The organism is Dictyoglomus sp. NZ13-RE01, from assembly GCA_002878375.1.
Classification (GTDB): domain Bacteria; phylum Dictyoglomota; class Dictyoglomia; order Dictyoglomales; family Dictyoglomaceae; genus NZ13-RE01.
Window position 1 is genome coordinate 112,493 of sequence record NIRF01000001.1, and the last position, 20,401, is coordinate 132,893.

Sequence of the window (20,401 nt, forward strand, 5' to 3'; positions counted from 1 at the left end):
ACCAACAATAGCAGGAAAACTGGAGGTTGAGTTATGGTAAAGATTGGTGTTATTTCCGATACACATCTTCCTTCCCGCTATCCATCTCTTCCTCCTAAGGTTATAGAAAAGTTAAAAGGTGTTGATTATATTCTTCATGCTGGAGACTGGGAGGACTTATTTTTTTTGCCTGATTTAGAGAAGATAGCAACTGTTTATGGAGTTCATGGAAATATGGACCATCCAGATGTGAAGATAAAATTGCCCCCAAAAAGAGTAATTGAGATTGAAGGAGTGAAAATTGGTCTCATACATGGTGGTGGAGCTCCTTTTGGTATTAAGGAACGTATAAGAAAAGAATTTATCAATGACAATGTGAGAGTTATAGTTTTTGGGCATACTCATAAACCATTAATAGAATGGGATAATGATATCTTATTTTTTAATCCAGGTTCACCTACTGATAAGTTTTTCACTGATAAAAATACAATAGGTTACCTTTATATTGATAAAGATAAAGTTTGGGGAGAGATTGTTGAATTATGAATAAGATTACTCATCTTTTAGATAAGTTAGGAATTAAAGAGGATGATTATTTTTTATATGGATGGTATATCGCAAAAGTTCATTGGAGACTACTGGAAAAGCTAAATAAAAAAGAGGATGGAAAACTTATATTAGTTTCTGCTATTAACCCTACACCTCTTGGCGAAGGGAAAACTACAACTACAATTGGATTAGGAGATGCTTTATCCTCATTAGGAAAAAACGCAATGATTTGTTTAAGAGAGCCATCTTTAGGTCCTGTATTTGGAGTTAAAGGAGGAGCTGTTGGAGGAGGAAAAGCTAAATTATATCCAGACATTGACATAAATTTACATTTTACAGGAGATATTCATGCAGTAACCACCGCTGTAAATCTACTATCCGCATTAATTGATAATCATATTTATCATGGAAATAATTTAAAAATAGATCCAAGACAAATTTTTATTAAAAGATGTTTAGATATGAATGATAGACAATTAAGAAACATAGTTGTTGGACTTGGAGGAAAAAGTAATGGTTTTCCAAGAGAAGATGGTTTTGAAATTACCGCTGCATCTGAAATAATGGCTACCCTTTGCTTAGCTAAAGATTTAAAGGACTTAAAAAGAAGATTGGGAGAGATCATTATAGGAGTTAATTGTGATGATGAACCTGTTTACTGTAAAGACTTGAAGGTAGAGTCTGCCCTTACTGTTTTGTTGAAAGATGCCTTATCTCCAAATTTGGTACAAACATTAGAGGAAACTCCTGTTTTTGTACATGGAGGTCCTTTTGCTAATATTGCTCACGGAACAAATTCCCTAATAGCAACTAAGATGGCATTAAAGCTTGCTGATTATGTTGTTGTAGAGGCTGGATTTGGGGCAGACTTGGGAGCTGAAAAATTTTTTGATATAAAAAGTAGAATAGGAAATCTTAAGCCATCCTGCGTAGTTTTAGTGGCTTCTCTTAGAGCTTTGAAATTTCATGGAGGAGCTAACAAAAAGGATTTAGAGAAGGAGAATATTTCTGCTTTAATAAAAGGGATTCCTAATCTTCTTCACCATGTGCATATCATAAGGGATGTTTTTCATTTGCCCCTTGTTGTTGCAATAAACAAGTTTAGTTTTGATAGTGATGGTGAAATAAAAGTCTTAGTTGATACTTTAAAGGAGCATAATATTAGGTTTGCAATATCAGAGGTATACAATAAAGGAAGCAATGGAGGATTAGAATTGGCTAAGGAAGTATTAGAAGCTATAGAATTTGATGATAATAATTTTGAAGTTCTATATGATTTAGAGGAACCTTACGAGGAAAAAATTGAAAAGATTGTTAGAAAAGTTTATGGAGGAAATGGAGTTTTGTATACTGATAAAGCAAAGGATGATTTGGAAAGAATTTATAAATGGAGTTATAATGGTTTACCGGTTTGCATGGCAAAGACCCAATATTCCTTATCTGACAATCCAAAATTATTAGGAAAACCTGAAAATTTTCAAATTACTATAAATAGGTTTAAAATCCTTTCAGGAGCAGGATTTATAATAGCGTATGCTGGAGATATTTTAACCATGCCAGGACTTCCTAAAAATCCGTTGGCAGAAAAGATAGAAATAGATGATTACGGAAATATATCAGGACTTTTATAGGGAGGCTTTATCATGGCGGAGATATTGAAGGGAAAACCTGTAGCAGAATTTTTAGAATCTGAAATTATGAAAGAAGTAAGCAATCTTAAAGAGAAAAATATTTATCCTAAGCTTGGAATAATCGGCATAAATGTTAATGAAGAGTCGAGGGCTTATTCAGATAATATTGAGAAGGTCTTTGGAAAATTAGGAATTAAAGTCGAAAAGAAGTTTTATGACGAAAGCATTTCCTTAGAAGAACTCAAAGAAATATTTATAAATCTGAAAAATGATGATTCTATTCATGGTATATTACTTTTAAGACCTCTTCCCGAGTATTTTGAAAAGCAAAAAGTTTATAAGTTTTTACCGAGTAGAAAAGATATTGAGGGTTTAACTTACGAAAATTGTGGAAGACTATTCTATGGAGAGAAAAGTTTTGTCCCTTGTACTCCTCTGGCAGTTTTGGAATTATTAGATTTTTATAATATACCTATTGAAGGGAAGCACGTGGTTATAGTAGGAAGAAGCATTTCTGTTGGTAGACCTTTATCCCTTTTATTTTTGAATAGAAATGCTACAGTTACTATCTGCCATTCAAAAACTAAAGATTTAGCACTATTAACAAGACAGGCGGATATTTTAGTTTCTGCAGTTGGCAAAGCTAATTTTATTGATGAAAATATGGTTAATGAAAATGCTATTGTAATTGATGTAGGAACGAATATAATAGATGGAAAAATTGTTGGAGACGTTAATTTTGAAAATGTTAAGAAAAAAGTTAAAGCTATAACGCCAGTACCAGGAGGAATAGGTATAATTACTATTAGGACTTTGGCAAAAAATCTTTTGAGGGCTGTAAAAAATGAAGTGGAAATTTAAAAATTGTAGTGAAATTAAAAAATTTTTAACAAATAATAAGGTATTTGTTTTTAGCTGCAGCGGTTGCAATACGGAAGATATAGAAGAAAAAAATAGAAAAATTGAGGAATTTTTAAAGGATTGTGGACTTGAAAGAGTAGGTATCATAAATTTAGAGCCAGAAATGTGTAATATTTATTCTTTAAGAGAAATTCTTTCTAAAGAATTTCCTAATAATATTGAAAATATATTAACCTTTACCTGTGGAGGACTTCCTCAAGTCTTGCCCTCGTATATAAAAGGTAATATAATACCTGCCATTGATCCCTTAAAGATGGAGTTAGGTAAAAAATTAGGAAGTTTTGCAAGATTGTGTGTGTATTGTGGTGAATGTTGGATTCACTATACAGGTAATTTATGCATGGAGAAATTATGTCCTAAGAAGATGAGGAATGGTCCATGTGGTGGAGCAAAAGATGGTTTTTGCGAAGTTTATGATAAAAGATTATGTCCTTTTGTAATTCTCTTTAAAAAGGATAATGAAAGGGCATTTCAAGATCTAATACCGCCTAAAGATTTTAGTGTAATTCTTCTTCAAGAATGAATTTTAGAGATAAGGTTTTGTCCAATAAATTTGTTATAACTGCTGAAGTAACTCCCCCTCGGGGAGTAAATGTAGATAGCTATATAAAGAGGAGCCTACTTTTAAAAGGAAAAGTAGATGCCTTAAATGTTACGGATTTTCAAAATGTAGGGGTTAGACTTACATCATTAGTTGGTAGCTATTTACTATTAAAGGAAGGTATAGAACCAATTTTTCAAATTACTTCTCGAGATAGAAATAGATTGGCTATACAAGGAGAAGTATTAAGTGCTTATGTTTTAGGTATAAGAAATATTTTAGTTTTAACAGGAGACTATCCAACTACAGGAATAATGAAAGATGCAAAGCCTGTTTTTGATGTGGACGCCACAAATATACTAAATATTATTAAAAATTTGTCAAATGGCGAGGACTCATCAGGGAAAAAGTTAGATGGAATTCCTCAATTTTTTCTTGGTGCAGTATTCAATCCTAATTTAACTCCACTGGAATTAGAAGTTTTAAAGATGAGAAAAAAACATGAGGCAGGAGCAGAATTTTTTCAAACTCAACTTTTTTTTGATTTATCACTAATTGAAAGGACAAGAAGCTTAATAAAAGATTGGGAGCCCAAAATATTAGCTGGAGTTACCATTTTTAAATCTCGTGAAATGTTAAATTACATGATAAGTAAAGTTCCAGGAATTAAAATTCCTTCTGATATTGTAGAGATGTTGGAAAATTCAAAGGATATTCGAAAAAGAAGCATAGAGTTTTGTGCAGAGCTTTGCTTAAAAATGAAAGAGAGTGGATTAGTGAATGGAATTCATTTCTTGGCAAGCCGTCCGAGTGATATTCTTGAAGTATTGGAATTATTAGGATGGTAAAAGGAGGAAACAAGTATGTTAGAGCCTAAAGATTTTTTTGAATTGGAAGGAATTGAATTGGAACTTTTTAATGGCATTAATTATGTGTGGGAAGCATTACATAATATAAAAGATTTTCTTTCTAAGTATGTGAAACCAGAAATTCGAGGAAAAATTATAGGAGGCGTATTTATTGAGGGAGAGGTATTTATAGATGAAGGTACCGTAGTAGAGCCTGGAGTTTATATAAAAGGACCAGCCTATATAGGCAAGAATTGTGAAATAAGACAAGGTGCATATATAAGGGGAAATGTCTATGTTGGCGACAATTGTGTGGTAGGGCATTCTACTGAAATTAAGAATAGTATTTTGCTTTCAAAGGCAAAGGCACCTCATTTTAATTATGTAGGAGATAGCATATTGGGACATAATACGAATCTTGGTGCAGGTACAAAAATATCTAACTTAAAAATAGGTCCCGATTCTACTATTAAAATAAAGATTGATGATAAAGTTTATGATACAGGAATGAGAAAACTTGGTGCAATAATTGGAGATAATAGTGAAACAGGATGTAATTCAGTTCTAAATCCAGGTACGATAATAGGAAAAAATGTTCTCATTTATCCAAATGCTAATGTAAGAGGCTACATTCCTCCATTTACAATTGTAAAATTTAAACCTAATTTAGATTTTGTAAATTATTAATCTTACCAAGCTCTTTTAAGGAGCTCCAAAAGGATCTCTTCATTTAAGGGTTTTGGATTTGTTTTTATAGATCGGGATTTCATGCTCTCTTTTGCCATTTGGGGTAGATCTTCAAATTTTATATTGTAATTTCTTAATCCTAATTTAATATCCAAAGAGTCAAAGAAATCTTTTATTTTTTTCAATATTTTCTCCTTTGCCGACCTCAACGAGTAAACCCCTAATGATCTTCCCAAAAGCATTAATTTCTCTCTTTGTAAAGCATCTAAATTATAATCAAGAACAGGTAAAGTAATTAAGGCAGTAGATAAACCGTGAGGGACATTTCCAAATATTCCAATAGGATGGGCTAATGCATGAATTGCACCAAGCCCTGTTTGGGTTAGACATATCCCTGCCAAAGTACTTGCATATAAAACTTTTTCCCGTAGATCTAATCTTTCTCCATGTTTGTACACTCTTGGAAGGTAATTATATATCAATTTTATGGCTCTAAGAGAAATAGACTCTGTCAAAACATTGTTATTTATAGATAAATATGATTCCAAGGCATGTATAAAGGCATCAATGCCAGAAAAAGCAGTATATTTTGGAGGAAGAGAAAGGGTCAAATAAGGATCAACTATTGCCAAATCAGGATAAAGAAAATCACTTGCTACACTGAGTTTTTCCTTTGTTTCAAGATTTATGAGAACTGAAACTCTTGTAACTTCGCTTCCAGTGCCGGCAGTCGTAGGAACCAAAATACATGGTAAACCCTTTTTAGGAATTTTATCTGCCCCTATATAACTCCAAATAGAACCATCAATGGCAGGTTTAACAGCAATTGCCTTTGCACAATCTAAAGCGCTTCCCCCACCAATCCCAACCACTACTTCAATATTCTCTTCTTTTAAAATTTTTCCCCCTTCATCAACTACTTTATAAGGAGGTTCAGGCGGAACCTCATCAAAAACAATAACCTTACTTGAAAAATTTTCAAACTTCTTTAGGAGTGTATCTAATATTCCTGTTTCTTTTAAATGTCTTTTTCCTGTAACAATCAGTATATTCCTACCATATTTTATGGTCTCCTCAGGAATCGTCTCCCAAAGACCAACACCAAACTTTATTCTTACAGGTAGATAAAAGGTAAAATTATTCATTTTAGTTTGAAATCTTTTTCTTTCTTTAAATACTCAACTAATCCTCCTGCTTGTAAAATATCAATCATGATATTTGGTAATTTTGAATAAATTTTTATTATAGAATTTTTAGATTTATTATAAATCTCCCCATTAATCAAATCAATACTTAAAACATCTCCATCATCAATTTGATCTGTATCACATTCAATTACAGGAAGTCCAACATTAATGGCGTTTCTAAAGAAAATTCTTGCAAAGCTTTTAGCAAGAACAGCACTAATTCCAGCATACTTTATGACTAAAGGTGCTTGCTCACGGGATGAACCACAACCAAAATTTTTACCAGCAACAATAATATCTCCTGGTGTTATCTTCTCATAAAAATTTGGATAAATATCTTCTAATAAATGTTTAGCCATCTCATTAAAATCTAAGGATTTAAACTTGTATTTACCTGAGATAATATAATCAGTATTTATATCGTCTCCAAATTTATGTGCTTTTCCCTCAAATTTCATCTTTCTCCTCCTAATCTAAAACTTCCAACGGATTTGTAATTTCACCTTTAATCGCAGATGCAGTTACAGTTAGTGGAGAGGCTAAATATATAAAGGCTTTGTTATTCCCCATCCTTCCTTTAAAATTCCTATTTGCTGTAGAAATTACATTCTCGTTATCTGCAGGTACTCCCTGGTGAGTTCCAACACAAGGACCACAGCCAGGATTAACTACTACAGCTCCAGCATTAATAAAAGTTTCTATAAGACCTTCTTTTAATGCTTGAAGATAGATCCTTTTTGAGGCTGGAGCAACTATAAATTTTACCCCTTTTGCTATTTTTTTGCCCTTCAACAAATTAGCAGAAAGCCTTAGATCTTCTAATCTACCATTAGTGCATGTTCCAATATAAGCTTCATGAATCTTTATTTTATCTACTTTTGATATAGGCAATACATTGTCTACTTGATGGGGAAGAGCAATTTGTGGTTCCAAATTACTTAAGTCAAAAGTATATGTTTCTAAATAAGTAGCATCTGGGTCTGCGGATATTCCTTCCCTAATATCTAAGCCAATTTCTTTAAAGAAGTACATTGTTTTCTCATCGAAGGGCATGATCCCAGCCTTTGCTCCCATTTCTACAACCATATTTGTAATAGTAGCTCTTCCATCGATGGACAAATCTCTTATAACCTCTCCATCAAATTCTACAGCCTTATAAGTTAATCCATCTACTTTAAAGTAGCCTACAAGATATAAAATCACATCTTTTGCTGTTACTCCCTTTTTTAATTTTCCATTTAAAATAATTTTTACAGATTCTGGAACCTTAAACCACAATTTGCCTGTATACATTGCTGCTGCAAGTTCGCTTGATCCTACACCAGTTGAAAAGCAGTTCAATGCTCCATATGTACATGTATGGGAATCAGCCCCTATAATCAGACTTCCTGGAGTAGCAAATCCCCTTTCCATAAAAACTTGATGACAAACTCCCTCACCAATCTCAGATAAATTAAGATTATGTTTGTAGGCAAAGTCTCTCATTAGTTTATGTAAATTTGCAACCCCTTCATTTGGTGGTGGTGCGGAATGATCTAATACCAAAAGAACTTTTTCATTATTAATTACCCTTTCTCCACCAAGTTCTTCAAAGACTTTTATTGCCAGTGGGGATGTGCCATCTTGCCCCATCATAGCAGATATAGTTGCTATAACAAGATCTCCTGCTTTTACGTCTTTACCTGACTGTTTTGAAAAAATTTTTTCACTAATAGTCTTTCCCATAATTTACTACTCCTTTTCCATTTTTGATTTCATATAATCTTGATATAGATACATTAATTCCTTATCAAATAGTGGTCTTTTTAATTCAACTGCGAGAGCTCTAACTGATTTTAAAAGTTCAGTTGCATCTTCTTCACTTAATTGAATTCCATATTCTTGGAATTTTCTAATCAATGCATGGGTCCCTGAATGTTTACCAATTACTATCTGTCTTTCTCCACCAACTTCCTCTGGAGTAAATACTTCATAAGTTTTTGGATACTTTAGAACTCCATCTGCGTGTATGCCTGATTCATGAGCAAATATATTTTTACCTACAATAGCCTTATTTACAGGTATTTCTCTCGCAGATGCTTTTGCTACATACTCACACAGTTCCTTTAATTTGTGAGTCTTTATATCTAAATCCACATTATAAATATACTTAAGTGCCATAACTACCTCTTCTAATGCTGCATTACCAGCTCTTTCTCCTAATCCATTTACAGTTACTCCCACGTAAGTTGCTCCTGCTCTGACTCCAGCTAAAGCATTAGCTGTTGCCATTCCAAAATCATTATGAGTATGCATCTCAATAGGTATACCTACTTCATCTATCAATTTTTTTATTATTTCGTATGTAGTAAAAGGTTCTAAAATACCCACAGTATCACAAAATCTTAATCTATCAGCTCCTGCCTCCTTAGCAGCCTTTGCAAATTTTATTAAGAATTCCATGTCAGTTCTTGATGCATCTTCAGCATTTACAGATACGTATACACCATGTTTTTTTGCAAATTCACAAGCTTTAACCATACTTTCTAATACCCATTCTCTCGTCTTTTTTAATTTATATTTTATGTGTATATCAGATGTGGAAATAGAGATAGCTACTGCATCCACGCCACATCTTAGTGATGCTTCAATATCACTAATTACGGCTCTATTCCAACCCATAATACTTGCTTTTAATCCGGCTTTTACAATAGCTTTAATAGCCTCCTCCTCATCTCCTCCCATAACTGGTATTCCTGCCTCAATTTGATGTACCCCAATTTCATCTAACATTTTTGCAATTTGTACTTTCTCTGTTTTTGAAAAAACCACACCAGCTGTCTGCTCTCCATCTCTTAAAGTAGTATCCACTATTTTTATGCTACTCTTATCCATCTTTAATTCCTCCTTTTATGTTTATTTATAAAAAGAAAAAGGTGCTTTGTTTTTAACCAAAGCACCTTCGCCAATTTTCAAAACATTATTTTAATTTTTACAGGGGTATTATATCATAACAATTGTGAGTTTTAAAGTTTAATAAATGATGAATTACTATTTTATAAGAGGTAGCTTTATGGTAATTATAGTGCCTTTACCAATGTTACTATCTATATTTAGACCATAGTTTTCTCCGAAAAGTAGTTTTATTCTCTTATGTACATTTGATAATCCTTTATTATCGCTCTCATTATTAAGGGACTCTCGTATTAATAATAATTCTTCCTCTTCCATGCCTTTTCCATTATCTTCAATTGATATAATTAAATCATTACCTTCTTTAAATCCTTTGACTATTAATATATTTTCGTTATTTGAATTTTTGGATTTAAAGGCATGTTTAAATACATTTTCCACTATAGGCTGAAGAGTAAGAATTGGTATTTTATAGTTTAATAAATCTTTATCTATGTACTTTTTATATGTTATTCTTTTAACTCTCTTGGACATTAAATAAATATAACTATCTAAATATTTCAATTCTTCCTTAAGATCTATTAAGAATCTATCTTGTTTATTCATGTGAGCCTCAAGAATATTAGAGAAGGCATCAATCATTTCTGTTACCTCTTCTGCTCCTAAAAATCTTGCCTTCCAACTAATCATTTCTAAAGTATTAAAAATAAAATGTGGATTCATTTTTGACTGTAGAGCTTTAATCTGAGAATCTTTAGCTAATAATTGAGCCTTGTATACAGAATCAATAAGATTTTTTATTTTCAATATGGTATTGTTAAAGGAGTTTATTAAAAAACCCAATTCATCATTCCTTATGGATTCTAATTTTACATTTAGATCTCCATTTTCTACTTTTTTCATGGCTTCTATTAGCTTATTTATCGGCATCATGATATCTCTATAAAGAAAATTAATTACAAGAAAGAGAATTAATATGATAACAAAAAACAGTAAAAACAAAAATCTACTAATGGGAGAAACTTTTTCTAAAATATTCTTTTCATAAATAGATAAGTATATACTCCAGTTTATATTATTTACATCAGTCGTAAGATATATAACCCCTTTTAAATTATCATTTATTACTCTTTTCCCAATTAATTCTTTATTATTTAATGAGTATATAACTCTATTGTTACTCACAAAAATTACATCTTTTGCATTTAACTCATTCATGAATTTTACACTTTCAAAGATTATGTAAGGATTTAGCTTTACTATTAGTAATCCTATTTCTTTTAAAGTATTTCTGTCATATACTATCCTTGATATATAAATATCCGCTTCATTATTAGGTGAAAAATCCACATAAATCAAAGGTTCTCCTTTAAGGTTTATGCTTTTTGAATACAGGGTTTTTACTAAATATTCTGGAAATAGTTGTGAAGAGCGGGAGACATAAAAAAGGAATTTCTTGGAAGAAAACATAAAAGCCAAAGAAGTTACGTCATTTCTTGAAAAAAGGACAGAATTTAAAAAATCCTCTATTTTTCCTCTAAAATCGTAAAAGGCAATTTCATTTTTATCAGATATTTTCATAATATCTTTATTGGCTCCATATAGAAAATTATTATAAAGAATTTCTTGAGTGAACCTATAAAGATCTTCTATTTTATTTTCGATATAAAAACTAATTAATTTTAAATTGGTTTGGTAAGCATCAAGTAGTTTGCTCTTTAAGATATCTACTGTAATAGAATTAATATAGAAAAAGATAAAAGAAGGGGTAATCAGAATTATAATGAAGATAATAATGAGTTTTTTTCTTAATGATAGTTTATTATATAACCTTTTCATTGCGATATTCATAAGGACTTTTTCCGGTTAGTTTTTTAAATACTTTGCAAAAATAAGTTACATCGTTATATCCTACCAATTCCGCTATCTCACTAATTTTATACCTTGGCATTCTCAAAAAGATTTTAGCCTTTTCAATCCTTACCATATTAAGAAGTTGGTTAAAATTAATATTAAGCTCTTTCTTTATAAGTTTCGACAAATGCCAATAACTTATAAAAAACTGCTCTGATAAATCATTAAGAGTTAAATTTTTATTATAATTTTGTACTATATATTCAATTATTTTTCTAATCAAAAAACTAAAATTATCTCTATGAGTTACTGCTTTCAACTGGTTTATAATAAATTCATAGAATTCTTCCTCTTTTAAATATAATTCCATATCCATATCTTCTAATGCCTCTTTAATACTTTCTTCTAACTCTTCAATTTTTATAGGTTTGAATAATAATCTAAATGCTCCAAGTTTTACCGCTTCTTGTGCATAACTTAAGTTTCTATAGGCAGTAATAATTATAATCTTACTCTTTTGATTTTTATTTTTTATTCGTCTTATCATTTCTAATCCGCTTATTCCAGACATTACAATATCTGTTATTATTATTTCGGGTTTAAACTTTTCTATTAAATACAAACCTTCGAAAGCATCTTCTGCTGTACCAATTAATTTGCAGTTGAATTTTTGCCAGTTTATAAACTTTTTGAGCCCCTCTCTGGTTATTTCTTCGTCCTCCACAATAAGGACATTTACTATATATATCACCCCCACATAATTAACATTTACTTTCTTTAAGGTTAACCCTTAATCGCACCTGCAGTCAATCCTCTTATTACAAATTCTTGTAAAAGCATGTAAATTATTATGACAGGTATTATTGTTATTACAAGAGCTGCCATCATAGCGCCATAATTGGTACCGTATATACTTGAGACTAAAGAGAGAAGAACACAAATGGGTTGTTTGTCTCTTGTTGGGATAAATATCATAGACATAAATAGGTCATTATATGACCATAGAAATACAAAAATTGCTACAGTTATAATACCAGGAATTGATAGAGGAAAGATTATTTTAAAAAGAATAGTTAACAAATTTGCTCCATCGATTAAAGCGGACTCTTCCAATTCTTTTGGAAGGGTGGTCATGAAACTTGAGAGTACTAAAATTGCGAAGGGGAGATTTAAAGCAGTTTGAGTTATGATTAAAGATAGATGACTACCACCTATGCCTATTTTTCTAAATAAGACAAGAGCAGGAATTACTATAGAGAAAGCTGGAACCAACATAGCGGAGGTAAAAAAGGATTTTATTATCCCTGTTTTGATCTCAAATCTTGATAGGACAAAAGAAGCTAAACTAGATAATAACAACACTAATAAGACTACGCTTCCAGATATAATGAAGCTATTTATAAATCCTCGAAACATATTGATATTGCCATAGTTTCCTAATTGTTGATAATTTTTTAAGGAGATTTCCTTTGGTAAAGAAAGGGAATTAAGTAAAATTTCTGATGTAGATTTAAAGGAGTTGTTAATGACCCACAAGAATGGGAAAATAGTTGTTATTGCCCAAAAAACCAGAACTATGTAGCTTAGAATACTAAAAACTGACAATTTTCCCTTAGCCATAACTTCCTCCTATCTAATAAGTGATTCTATCTCTTTTTAGAACTCTGTTAGCAAAAATTGATAATATAACTCCCAATATGATAATTAATGTGCCAATTGTAGAAGCATATCCTTGATTTTGTCCTGTGAAGGCTACATTATAGAGGTATGTTCCTAAAACTTGACTGGCATTCATTGGACCTCCACCAGTTATAACATAAACAATATCAAAAACCTTAAAAGTTCCTACTATAGCAAGAGAAATAGCTACAGAAATTACATCCCAAATTAATGGAATTGATATATAAATTGCTCTATGAAATTTGGAGGCACCATCAATTAAAGCAGAATCATAAAAATCTTGAGGTATTTTAGAGAGAGCGGATAGGAATATCACAAAATAGAAGCCTACATATTGCCATATAATTGGTATTAGTACCATTATTAGGGCACTATTTTCTGTTATCCATACAATCTTTTCCTTTCCTAAGGATGTTAAGATAGAATTTAAAAATCCATAATCATATCCATAAGCTAAATAAAACATAAGTCCGATTGCTGTTCCAGAGATAGCAACAGGGAAAAAGTAAACAGTCCTAAAAAATTTGTATCCCTTAGATATTGAGTGTACTAATAGAGCAAGAATAAGAGCAATTCCTATTTGAAATATTATTACTGCAATTAACATAATCATAGTATTAAGAAGAGCTTTATGTACTGCAATATCTTCAATAAGTCTTTTATAATTCTCCAATCCAATAAAGCTTCTGAAGTTTGAAAAATCTCTCCAGTTATAAAAGCTATAATAAATAGTTGCAAAGAGAGGATAATAAATTAATATACCTGTTAAGATTAATGCTGGAAGTAGAAAAATTATTGCATATTTTTTATTTTTAAATACCACTTTTCATAGCCTCCTTATTGAAAGAGTGGGGTGCCTAAAAAGGCACCCCCAAAGTTTAATTATTGCTTGGCACTCTCATGAATTTTTCTTGCTTCCTCTAATAGTTTCTTGGCTGTCTTCTTTCCAGTTACCACATAAGCAAGATTAGTTCTTATATATGTGAATGCCTCTGGTGTAATTTGGGCATCAATAGGCATAGATACTGTGCGAGCTTTTTCCATCATATCATATCCAGTTTGAGCAGCAGGAGAAACATTCTCAACCTTGCACTTTATTGCGGGTACACCTCCAACAGCAATGAATTTGGCTTCTACCTCTGGTGAAGTAATATATTTAACAAATTTAGCAGGAATTCCTCCCTTTTTCTCATTTAATTCTTTACTTACATACCAACCAGAACCAAAACCACCAATTATATCTGTAGGATCTGCTTTACCTCCAGGTATAACAGGAACTGGCATAATCACAGTATTTAGTTTATCCTTCAGTCCACCTACACACCATGATCCATTTATCATCATTGCAGCCTTCTTTTCATAGAACAATTCTCTTGCCTGTTCATCTTTAAGAGTTAATGCATCCTTTGGAAATGCACCTAAAAGGTACAATTTCTTTATATATTCCAAGCCTGCCTCCCAAGAAGGATGGAATGGGGTATTATGTCCCTCTGGTCCTCCAGCAGAAAGTACTAAAGTTTCAATTAAATAGTATGAATCAAGAATAGAGCCTGCAATGGGTATTATCCCTTTTGCCTTGAACGTACTAATAGCTTTCAATAAATTGGTCCAAGTTGTTGGAAGTGCCAGCTTGTATTTATCAAATAGATCCTTATTTACAAACAATCCTTCATAAAATCCAATAGTAGGCAAAGCATATATCTTTCCATCATATTCCTTTATTGGACCTTTATATCTACAAAATTCTAAAGCTCCCTTATAGAAATTTTTACCCCAATCCTTATCTTTTTCTAATTCTTCATCCCAAGAATAAACTTTTCCTGTTTTTAAAAGGGGTTCTGCATCTGCTCCAACAAAGAAAAATGCTACATCTGGTTCGTTACCTGAGGCATAATCTGTTTTTATCTTTGTTCTTATCAAATCACCTGAGGTTGGAGTTGCTTCGTCAATTATTTCCACATTTGGATACCTTTTCATGAAATCTTTTATTACACTCTGCCATACTGCTGTCCATGGATCCTCACCTGTAAAGTAAGTCACAGCTCTGATCTTTACTTTTTCTTGAGCAGAACCTATAAGGGTAGAAATGAGCAAAAAGGAGATTAGGAGAAGGAGTGGTAAACTTTTAAATCTTCTCATAAGAAAATCCTCCTTTAAAAAATATTTTCACTAAAAATATACTTTGGGTAGATTTATTTATGAATGGTAAAGGTTTGTTATTTTTTGAAAAATTTTGGGAATTTTTATAGATATAAAAGCTCTATCTTCTTTTGATGAGTAAGCTTATTCCAATTATAATAAGTGTAATTGGAATTAAAAGATTAATATAATTAGAAAGCTTTTCTTGAAATATTAAAATTAACCCTATTGTGGTTAAAATAATACCCGGATATAATGGCCAGTACCTCTCACCAGAATATTTTGAAAATTTTGAAGTATGTACAAAATATATAGCTATAAAGGAGAGACCTAAGAGTGGGAGAAAGTATATTCCTTCTACATAAACAAGATCTCTTAATAATAAATATATTCCTACTGCTGTTAATATGCATCCTGGAATCAAAAAGCCTATATTCTTACCAAACCTCTTATACATATAGAGAAAGGAAATAGCAAAAATAAATATGATTGATGAGCCAGATAAAAGATGAAAGTTAATTAGTGTCAAAAAGATACCTATTAACAATAAAATCATTCCTAAAATTTTCTGGTCCATTTTTTCCTCCAAAGTTTTTTATTATTATATCATTTTTTATATTCTTGACTTTTTTGCTCTGAATATATAAAATTTATCAAAAAAATGACTGAGAATTCCTTATATGAAAAAGCATTAAGTTTTCCTGAGGCTCCAGGGGTATATATCTTTAAGGATACCCAGGGAAGAGTAATTTATGTTGGAAAGTCTAAATCCCTCAAAAAAAGAGTACTTTCTTATTTTAAAGACAATTCTATCAAAAGCCAATTAATCTTAAAAAGAGCAAAGGATTTAGACTACATTATTACCGATTCTGAAGTGGAAGCATTCCTATTAGAATCCGTATTAATCAAAAAGAATAAACCCATATTTAATGTGCAATTAAGAGATGACAAACAATATCCATTATTAAAGCTAACTCTTAATGAACCATATCCAAGATTAATTCTTTCAAGAAGAATTGAAAATGATAATGCAAGATATTTTGGACCATTTCCCCAGGGGAGTACAGTAAGGGAAACTATTTCAATAGTTAAAAAGATATTTAATCTTAGGAGTTGTAAGTGGAATTTACCTAATAAAAAGCCTAAAAGACCATGTATCTATTATGATTTGAAAAGATGTTATGCTCCATGTCAAGGATATATTACTCAGGAAGAGTATAAGAAGATTGTTGATGAAGTTCTATTATTCTTAGAAGGAAAATATCAAGAATTGATAAAGATACTTATGGAAAAAATGAGACAATCTGCAGAAAAATTAGAGTTTGAAAAAGCCATTAAGTATAGAGAGCAGATAAGATATTTACAAAATCTTGGTGAAAAGCAGAAAATTATCTCCTTTAACAATGAAGATAAGGATTTAATTCAGATTGTTCGTGAGGATGGTACCGCTAAAGCATTAGTCTATCTTATAAGGGAAGGTAAATTAGTGGAGAAAAGATTACATACTTTAAAGATTCCTCATACCGAAGATATATCAGTAAAAGAAATTCTTACTGGATTTTTAACTCAATATTATTCCCAAAGGGATATCCCAAGTAAAGTTATCATTCCAGTAGATTTGGAAGAGGAAAAAGAAGATCTGGAAAAATTTTTATCTAATAAAAAAGGTATTCATGTAAGCATAAAGCTTCCAGAGGGAGAAGAAATTGAGCTAATGGATATGGCTTTAAAGGACTTGAATATAATTGAGATTAAAAAGGATAAGATATGGAGAGGATTATTAGAATTACAAAAAATTTTCAATCTTGATTCAATTCCTCTTTGGATTGAAGGGTATGATATATCCAATCTTCAGGGTAAAGAAGCGGTAGGATCGAGAGTCGTTTTTTATAAAGGATTGCCCTACAAAGATAGATATAGAAGATACAAGATAAAATTTACTGATGAAGAACCAAATGATTATCAAATGCTTCAGGAAGTTATGGAGAGAAGGCTTAATGATAAAGAAGATGAAATTTCAGATGTAATATTAATAGATGGAGGGAAAGGACAGTTAAATGCAGTCTTAGAGGTGTTTAAAAAATATAATATATATCCCAAACTAATTATTGCATTAGCTAAGAGAGAGGAAGAAATATATGTTCCAGGTAAGAAGGATCCTATAAAATTGGAAAAGGATTCACCTGCTTTACATATCTTACAAAATGTTAGAGATGAAGCCCATAGATTTGCTCTTTCATACCATAGAAAATTAAGAGGTAAGAAGATTATAAATAGTCAAATTTTAAATATTCCTGGCTTAGGTGAAAAGAGAATGAAAATATTACTGGATAAGTTTGGTAGTATAAATGAATTGAAAAAGGCTTCCTTAGATGAATTAGTAAATATAAAAGGAATTCCTAAGAATTTGGGAGAGAAGATTTATATGTATTTACATAAAGAATCATAAAACTTTATTTTGACAAAATAAAAAAATGGGAGTATATGATGTATAATTAAAATTGAAAGGGGGTATATAATAATGGAAATATTAATAGGAACCGAAAAGGTAAAAAGAGGGCTTGCACAAATGCTAAAAGGTGGAGTAATAATGGATGTAACTAATGCAGAGCAAGCAGAAATTGCTGAAAGTGCAGGAGCTGTTGCAGTTATGGCATTAGAAAGGGTACCTGCGGATATAAGGGCACAAGGTGGAGTAGCAAGAATGGCAGATCCTAAGAAAATAAAGGAAATTATGTCCGCTGTTAGTATACCTGTAATGGCAAAGGTTAGAATTGGGCATTTCGTTGAAGCTCAAATATTAGAAGCCTTAGGCGTTGACTTTATAGATGAAAGCGAGGTTTTAACTCCTGCGGACGAAAAATATCATATAAATAAACATATGTTTAAGGTGCCTTTTGTATGTGGAGCAAGAGACTTAGGAGAAGCTCTAAGAAGAATAGCAGAAGGAGCAGCAATGATTAGAACAAAAGGTGAGGCAGGAACAGGAAATGTGGTTGAGGCAGTAAGACATATGAGGCAAATAATGGATGAGATAAGAAGTCTTGCACTCCTTCCAGATGAAGAATTAGTGACAAAAGCTAAAGAATTAGGAGCTCCTTTAGATCTCGTCATAGAGACGAAGAAGTTAGGAAGACTTCCAGTAGTCAATTTTGCAGCTGGTGGAATAGCAACTCCTGCGGATGCTGCATTGATGATGCAACTTGGTGCTGATGGTGTATTTGTTGGTTCTGGTATCTTTAAATCAAAGGATCCTAAAAAGAGAGCAAGAGCAATAGTTCTTGCCGTAACTTATTACAATGATCCTTATATTCTTGCGGAAATATCAGAAGACTTAGGTGAGCCAATGCCTGGTATAGATGTTAGACAACTTTCAGATAAAGATTTATTACAAGTAAGAGGTTGGTAAAAATGAAGGTAGGAATATTAGCAATTCAAGGTTCTGTTGAAGAACATAAAAAATCACTTGAAAGATTAAATATTGAAAGCGTTCTTGTTAAGAAAGCAAAAGACTTAGATTTTATAGATGGATTAATCTTGCCTGGTGGAGAAAGCACAACTTTCTTAACCATATTGAAAAATATGGACATGTTTGATTATTTGGGAGAAAAAATTAGGAATGGACTCCCTATAATGGCAACTTGTGCTGGATTAATTATATTGGCTAAACATATAGAGAATCATCCAGAGCAAGAAACTCTTGGCGTTTTAGATATTACTATATCAAGGAATGCTTATGGTAGACAGAGAGAAAGTTTTGTAACTTATCTAAATATTCCTATTTTGGGAGATGCTCCCTTTGAATCAGTTTTTATTAGAGCTCCTCAAATATTAAGCGTTGGAGAAAAAGTTAAGGTACATGCTACTTTTAATGAAAAGCCTGTTTTTGTGGAAGAAGGAAATATTTTAGGTTTAACTTTTCATCCAGAACTTACTGAGGATCTCAGAATACATAAATACTTTATTCAAAAGATTAGTTGAATATGCTCTGTCAAAATTGTAAGAAGGAGCAGGCGGAATATTTTATAGTAATAAATGAGGGAGATAAAACAAAAAAACTATCTCTCTGTAGGAATTGTTTTATTGATATTTATAAAAAATTGTTAGGTGAGACTTTTAATATGTTATTAAATATATTTGATAAAAATTTTGGAGATGTTAAAAGGTGTCCTACTTGTGGCAGATCATTAGATGAAATTTTAGAGAGCAAAAAAGTAGGATGCTTTAACTGTGTTAAAACTTTTGGTGATGAAATAAATAAATTAGTTGAGAAAATACATGGCAAAAAGGTCTACAAAGGGAAGACACCTCTTTTCCATGGCGATAAAAGAGAGGAAATATTAAGAAGTAAGATTCTCTTATCAAAAGCTATAGAAGAGGAGGATTATGAGAAGGCAGCTAAGATTAGAGACTATTTAAAAAATTTGGAGAAGGGTTGAAGTCATGAATAATTTTGTATATAAATATTTGGGCTGGATTAATGATGATTTTTCTTATAGAGATGTATTTATTAGGACGAAAATCCGCCTGTTAAGAAATGTGGCGGATTTTCCTTTTCCTGAGGAGCTTGATGAAAAGAAAAGAAAAAGATTTTTGAATAGTATTGATTGGTGTTTAAAAAATGATAGTTTTTTAAAAAATTTTAACTATATAAATTTTGAAAAAGTACCCCATAATATAGCAATTTCATTAGTGGAAAAGGGTATTATTGATAATGAAATTAAGAATAATGAAGGTAAAAGCTTATTGATAGATAAAAAGGGAGCTACAAGCATTTTGATAAATGAAGAAGAACACTTCCAATTCCAAAAACTTGTTGCTGGTTTTGATTATGAAGATAGTTTGTTTGAGCTTTTTAATTTGGAAGACATTTTTTCACAATATTTTAAATTTGCGTATGAACCTAAATTGGGTTATATTACATCATCTATAGAAAATTGGGGTCATGGAATAAAAATAACTTCTATAATTCAATTAACTGGGCTTTCTCAGAGTGGTGAACTTTCTTCTCTAAGTTCATATTTAAAGAAAAATAAAATTAATTTAGTAAAGCTTTATGAGGAATATGATTACACTATTGGAAGTCTATTTAAAATAACTATAGAGTCTGGAATATCATCTTCAGGTACTTTAGAGACAAAAGTAAAGAGAATTATAAATAAAATTGTAGAGAAAGAGAGAGAGGCAAGAAATTACTTAATGGAAGAAGATAAAATATTTTTAGAGGATTTGGTGAGTAAATCTGTAGGAATGATAAAATATAGCAAGTTATTAAGTTTTATTGGGGCTTTGGAATTGCTTTCAAATATAAGATTGGGTAAATATCTTGGAATTGTGTCCATCCCTGTGAAACTTATTGATGTTCTTTTTATATTGGTTCATCCAGTCCATCTTCAAATGAGATATGGTGGGAGTCTAAAATCTCCCCACATAGAAATTTTGCGAGCAAATTTATTGCGTGAAGTTTTCAAAAGTTATAAAATAGTATAGGGA

21 protein-coding genes are annotated in these 20,401 nt (G+C 31.4%); 11 read left to right on the plus strand and 10 right to left on the minus strand.

All coding sequences use genetic code 11. From position 1 onward, the window contains the following. Nucleotides 1–33 precede the first annotated feature (33 nt). From CBR30_00560 to CBR30_00585, 6 genes are read left to right on the plus strand one after another with little or no spacing between them, the layout of a single operon-like run. The gene (locus CBR30_00560; GenBank protein PMQ02184.1) at nt 34–525 is read left to right on the plus strand and encodes a YfcE family phosphodiesterase; all 492 of its coding nucleotides are present in this window, start codon (nt 34–36) and stop codon (nt 523–525) included. After that, nucleotides 522–2,159 carry a formate--tetrahydrofolate ligase gene (locus tag CBR30_00565; GenBank protein ID PMQ02185.1) on the plus strand — a complete coding sequence of 546 codons (1,638 nt, stop codon included), beginning with the start codon at nt 522–524 and terminating at the stop codon, nt 2,157–2,159. The genes CBR30_00560 and CBR30_00565 overlap by 4 nt, the downstream gene beginning before the upstream one ends. Before the next feature lie 12 nt (nt 2,160–2,171). Next, nucleotides 2,172–3,020 carry a bifunctional protein FolD gene (locus tag CBR30_00570; GenBank protein PMQ02186.1) on the plus strand — a complete coding sequence of 283 codons (849 nt, stop codon included), beginning with the start codon at nt 2,172–2,174 and terminating at the stop codon, nt 3,018–3,020. Next, nucleotides 3,004–3,603, plus strand: a complete 600-nt coding sequence (locus tag CBR30_00575) for a hypothetical protein (GenBank protein PMQ02187.1) — start codon at nt 3,004–3,006, stop codon at nt 3,601–3,603. Before CBR30_00570 ends, CBR30_00575 begins: the two co-directional genes overlap by 17 nt. Beyond that, the gene (locus CBR30_00580) at nt 3,600–4,469 is read left to right on the plus strand and encodes a 5,10-methylenetetrahydrofolate reductase (GenBank protein ID PMQ02188.1); all 870 of its coding nucleotides are present in this window, start codon (nt 3,600–3,602) and stop codon (nt 4,467–4,469) included. Before CBR30_00575 ends, CBR30_00580 begins: the two co-directional genes overlap by 4 nt. A gap of 15 nt (nt 4,470–4,484) precedes the next feature. Further along, complete coding sequence (locus CBR30_00585) at nt 4,485–5,156, plus strand: glucose-1-phosphate thymidylyltransferase (GenBank protein ID PMQ02189.1); 672 nt, start codon at nt 4,485–4,487, stop codon at nt 5,154–5,156. Nucleotides 5,157–5,158: 2 nt separating this feature from the next. Here the strand turns inward: CBR30_00585 and CBR30_00590 are convergent, their stop codons facing one another. The 10 genes from CBR30_00590 to CBR30_00635 form a co-directional block, all read right to left on the minus strand. Next, a complete protein-coding gene (locus CBR30_00590; GenBank protein PMQ02190.1) occupies nt 5,159–6,301 on the minus strand; it encodes an alcohol dehydrogenase in 1,143 nt (380 codons plus the stop codon). Further along, complete coding sequence (locus CBR30_00595; protein PMQ02191.1) at nt 6,298–6,801, minus strand: 3-isopropylmalate dehydratase; 504 nt, start codon at nt 6,799–6,801, stop codon at nt 6,298–6,300. The genes CBR30_00590 and CBR30_00595 overlap by 4 nt, the downstream gene beginning before the upstream one ends. A gap of 10 nt (nt 6,802–6,811) precedes the next feature. Continuing rightward, nucleotides 6,812–8,068, minus strand: coding sequence for a 3-isopropylmalate dehydratase large subunit (locus tag CBR30_00600; GenBank protein PMQ02192.1), 1,257 nt, complete (start codon nt 8,066–8,068; stop codon nt 6,812–6,814). A 6-nt stretch (nt 8,069–8,074) separates the two neighbouring features. Continuing rightward, nucleotides 8,075–9,217, minus strand: coding sequence for a homocitrate synthase (gene nifV, locus CBR30_00605; protein ID PMQ02193.1), 1,143 nt, complete (start codon nt 9,215–9,217; stop codon nt 8,075–8,077). A 156-nt stretch (nt 9,218–9,373) separates the two neighbouring features. After that, a complete protein-coding gene (locus CBR30_00610) occupies nt 9,374–11,086 on the minus strand; it encodes a two-component sensor histidine kinase (protein ID PMQ02194.1) in 1,713 nt (570 codons plus the stop codon). Beyond that, entirely contained in the window at nt 11,058–11,831 is a 774-nt protein-coding gene (locus CBR30_00615; protein PMQ02538.1) for a DNA-binding response regulator, read from the minus strand. The genes CBR30_00610 and CBR30_00615 overlap by 29 nt, the downstream gene beginning before the upstream one ends. A gap of 41 nt (nt 11,832–11,872) precedes the next feature. Then, entirely contained in the window at nt 11,873–12,709 is an 837-nt protein-coding gene (locus CBR30_00620) for an ABC transporter permease (GenBank protein ID PMQ02195.1), read from the minus strand. Nucleotides 12,710–12,722: 13 nt separating this feature from the next. Continuing rightward, nucleotides 12,723–13,592 carry an ABC transporter permease gene (locus tag CBR30_00625; GenBank protein ID PMQ02196.1) on the minus strand — a complete coding sequence of 290 codons (870 nt, stop codon included), beginning with the start codon at nt 13,590–13,592 and terminating at the stop codon, nt 12,723–12,725. Nucleotides 13,593–13,651: 59 nt separating this feature from the next. Beyond that, nucleotides 13,652–14,908 (minus strand): ABC transporter substrate-binding protein, encoded by a 1,257-nt coding sequence (locus CBR30_00630; protein ID PMQ02197.1) that lies wholly within the window; start codon nt 14,906–14,908, stop codon nt 13,652–13,654. A gap of 121 nt (nt 14,909–15,029) precedes the next feature. After that, complete coding sequence (locus CBR30_00635) at nt 15,030–15,485, minus strand: hypothetical protein (protein PMQ02198.1); 456 nt, start codon at nt 15,483–15,485, stop codon at nt 15,030–15,032. A gap of 84 nt (nt 15,486–15,569) precedes the next feature. Between CBR30_00635 and CBR30_00640 the strand changes: the two genes are divergently transcribed. From CBR30_00640 to CBR30_00660, 5 genes are all read left to right on the plus strand, one after another. Next, entirely contained in the window at nt 15,570–17,357 is a 1,788-nt protein-coding gene (locus CBR30_00640) for an excinuclease ABC subunit C (protein ID PMQ02199.1), read from the plus strand. A 72-nt stretch (nt 17,358–17,429) separates the two neighbouring features. Further along, entirely contained in the window at nt 17,430–18,317 is an 888-nt protein-coding gene (locus CBR30_00645) for a pyridoxal 5'-phosphate synthase lyase subunit PdxS (protein ID PMQ02200.1), read from the plus strand. Between the two features lie 2 nt (nt 18,318–18,319). Beyond that, nucleotides 18,320–18,889, plus strand: a complete 570-nt coding sequence (locus CBR30_00650) for a pyridoxal 5'-phosphate synthase glutaminase subunit PdxT (protein ID PMQ02201.1) — start codon at nt 18,320–18,322, stop codon at nt 18,887–18,889. A 2-nt stretch (nt 18,890–18,891) separates the two neighbouring features. Further along, on the plus strand, nt 18,892–19,347 hold the full coding sequence (locus CBR30_00655) for an excinuclease ABC subunit B (GenBank protein ID PMQ02202.1): 456 nt from the start codon (nt 18,892–18,894) through the stop codon (nt 19,345–19,347). Between the two features lie 4 nt (nt 19,348–19,351). Further along, nucleotides 19,352–20,398, plus strand: a complete 1,047-nt coding sequence (locus CBR30_00660) for a hypothetical protein (GenBank protein ID PMQ02203.1) — start codon at nt 19,352–19,354, stop codon at nt 20,396–20,398. The last annotated feature ends 3 nt before the right edge of the window (nt 20,399–20,401 follow it).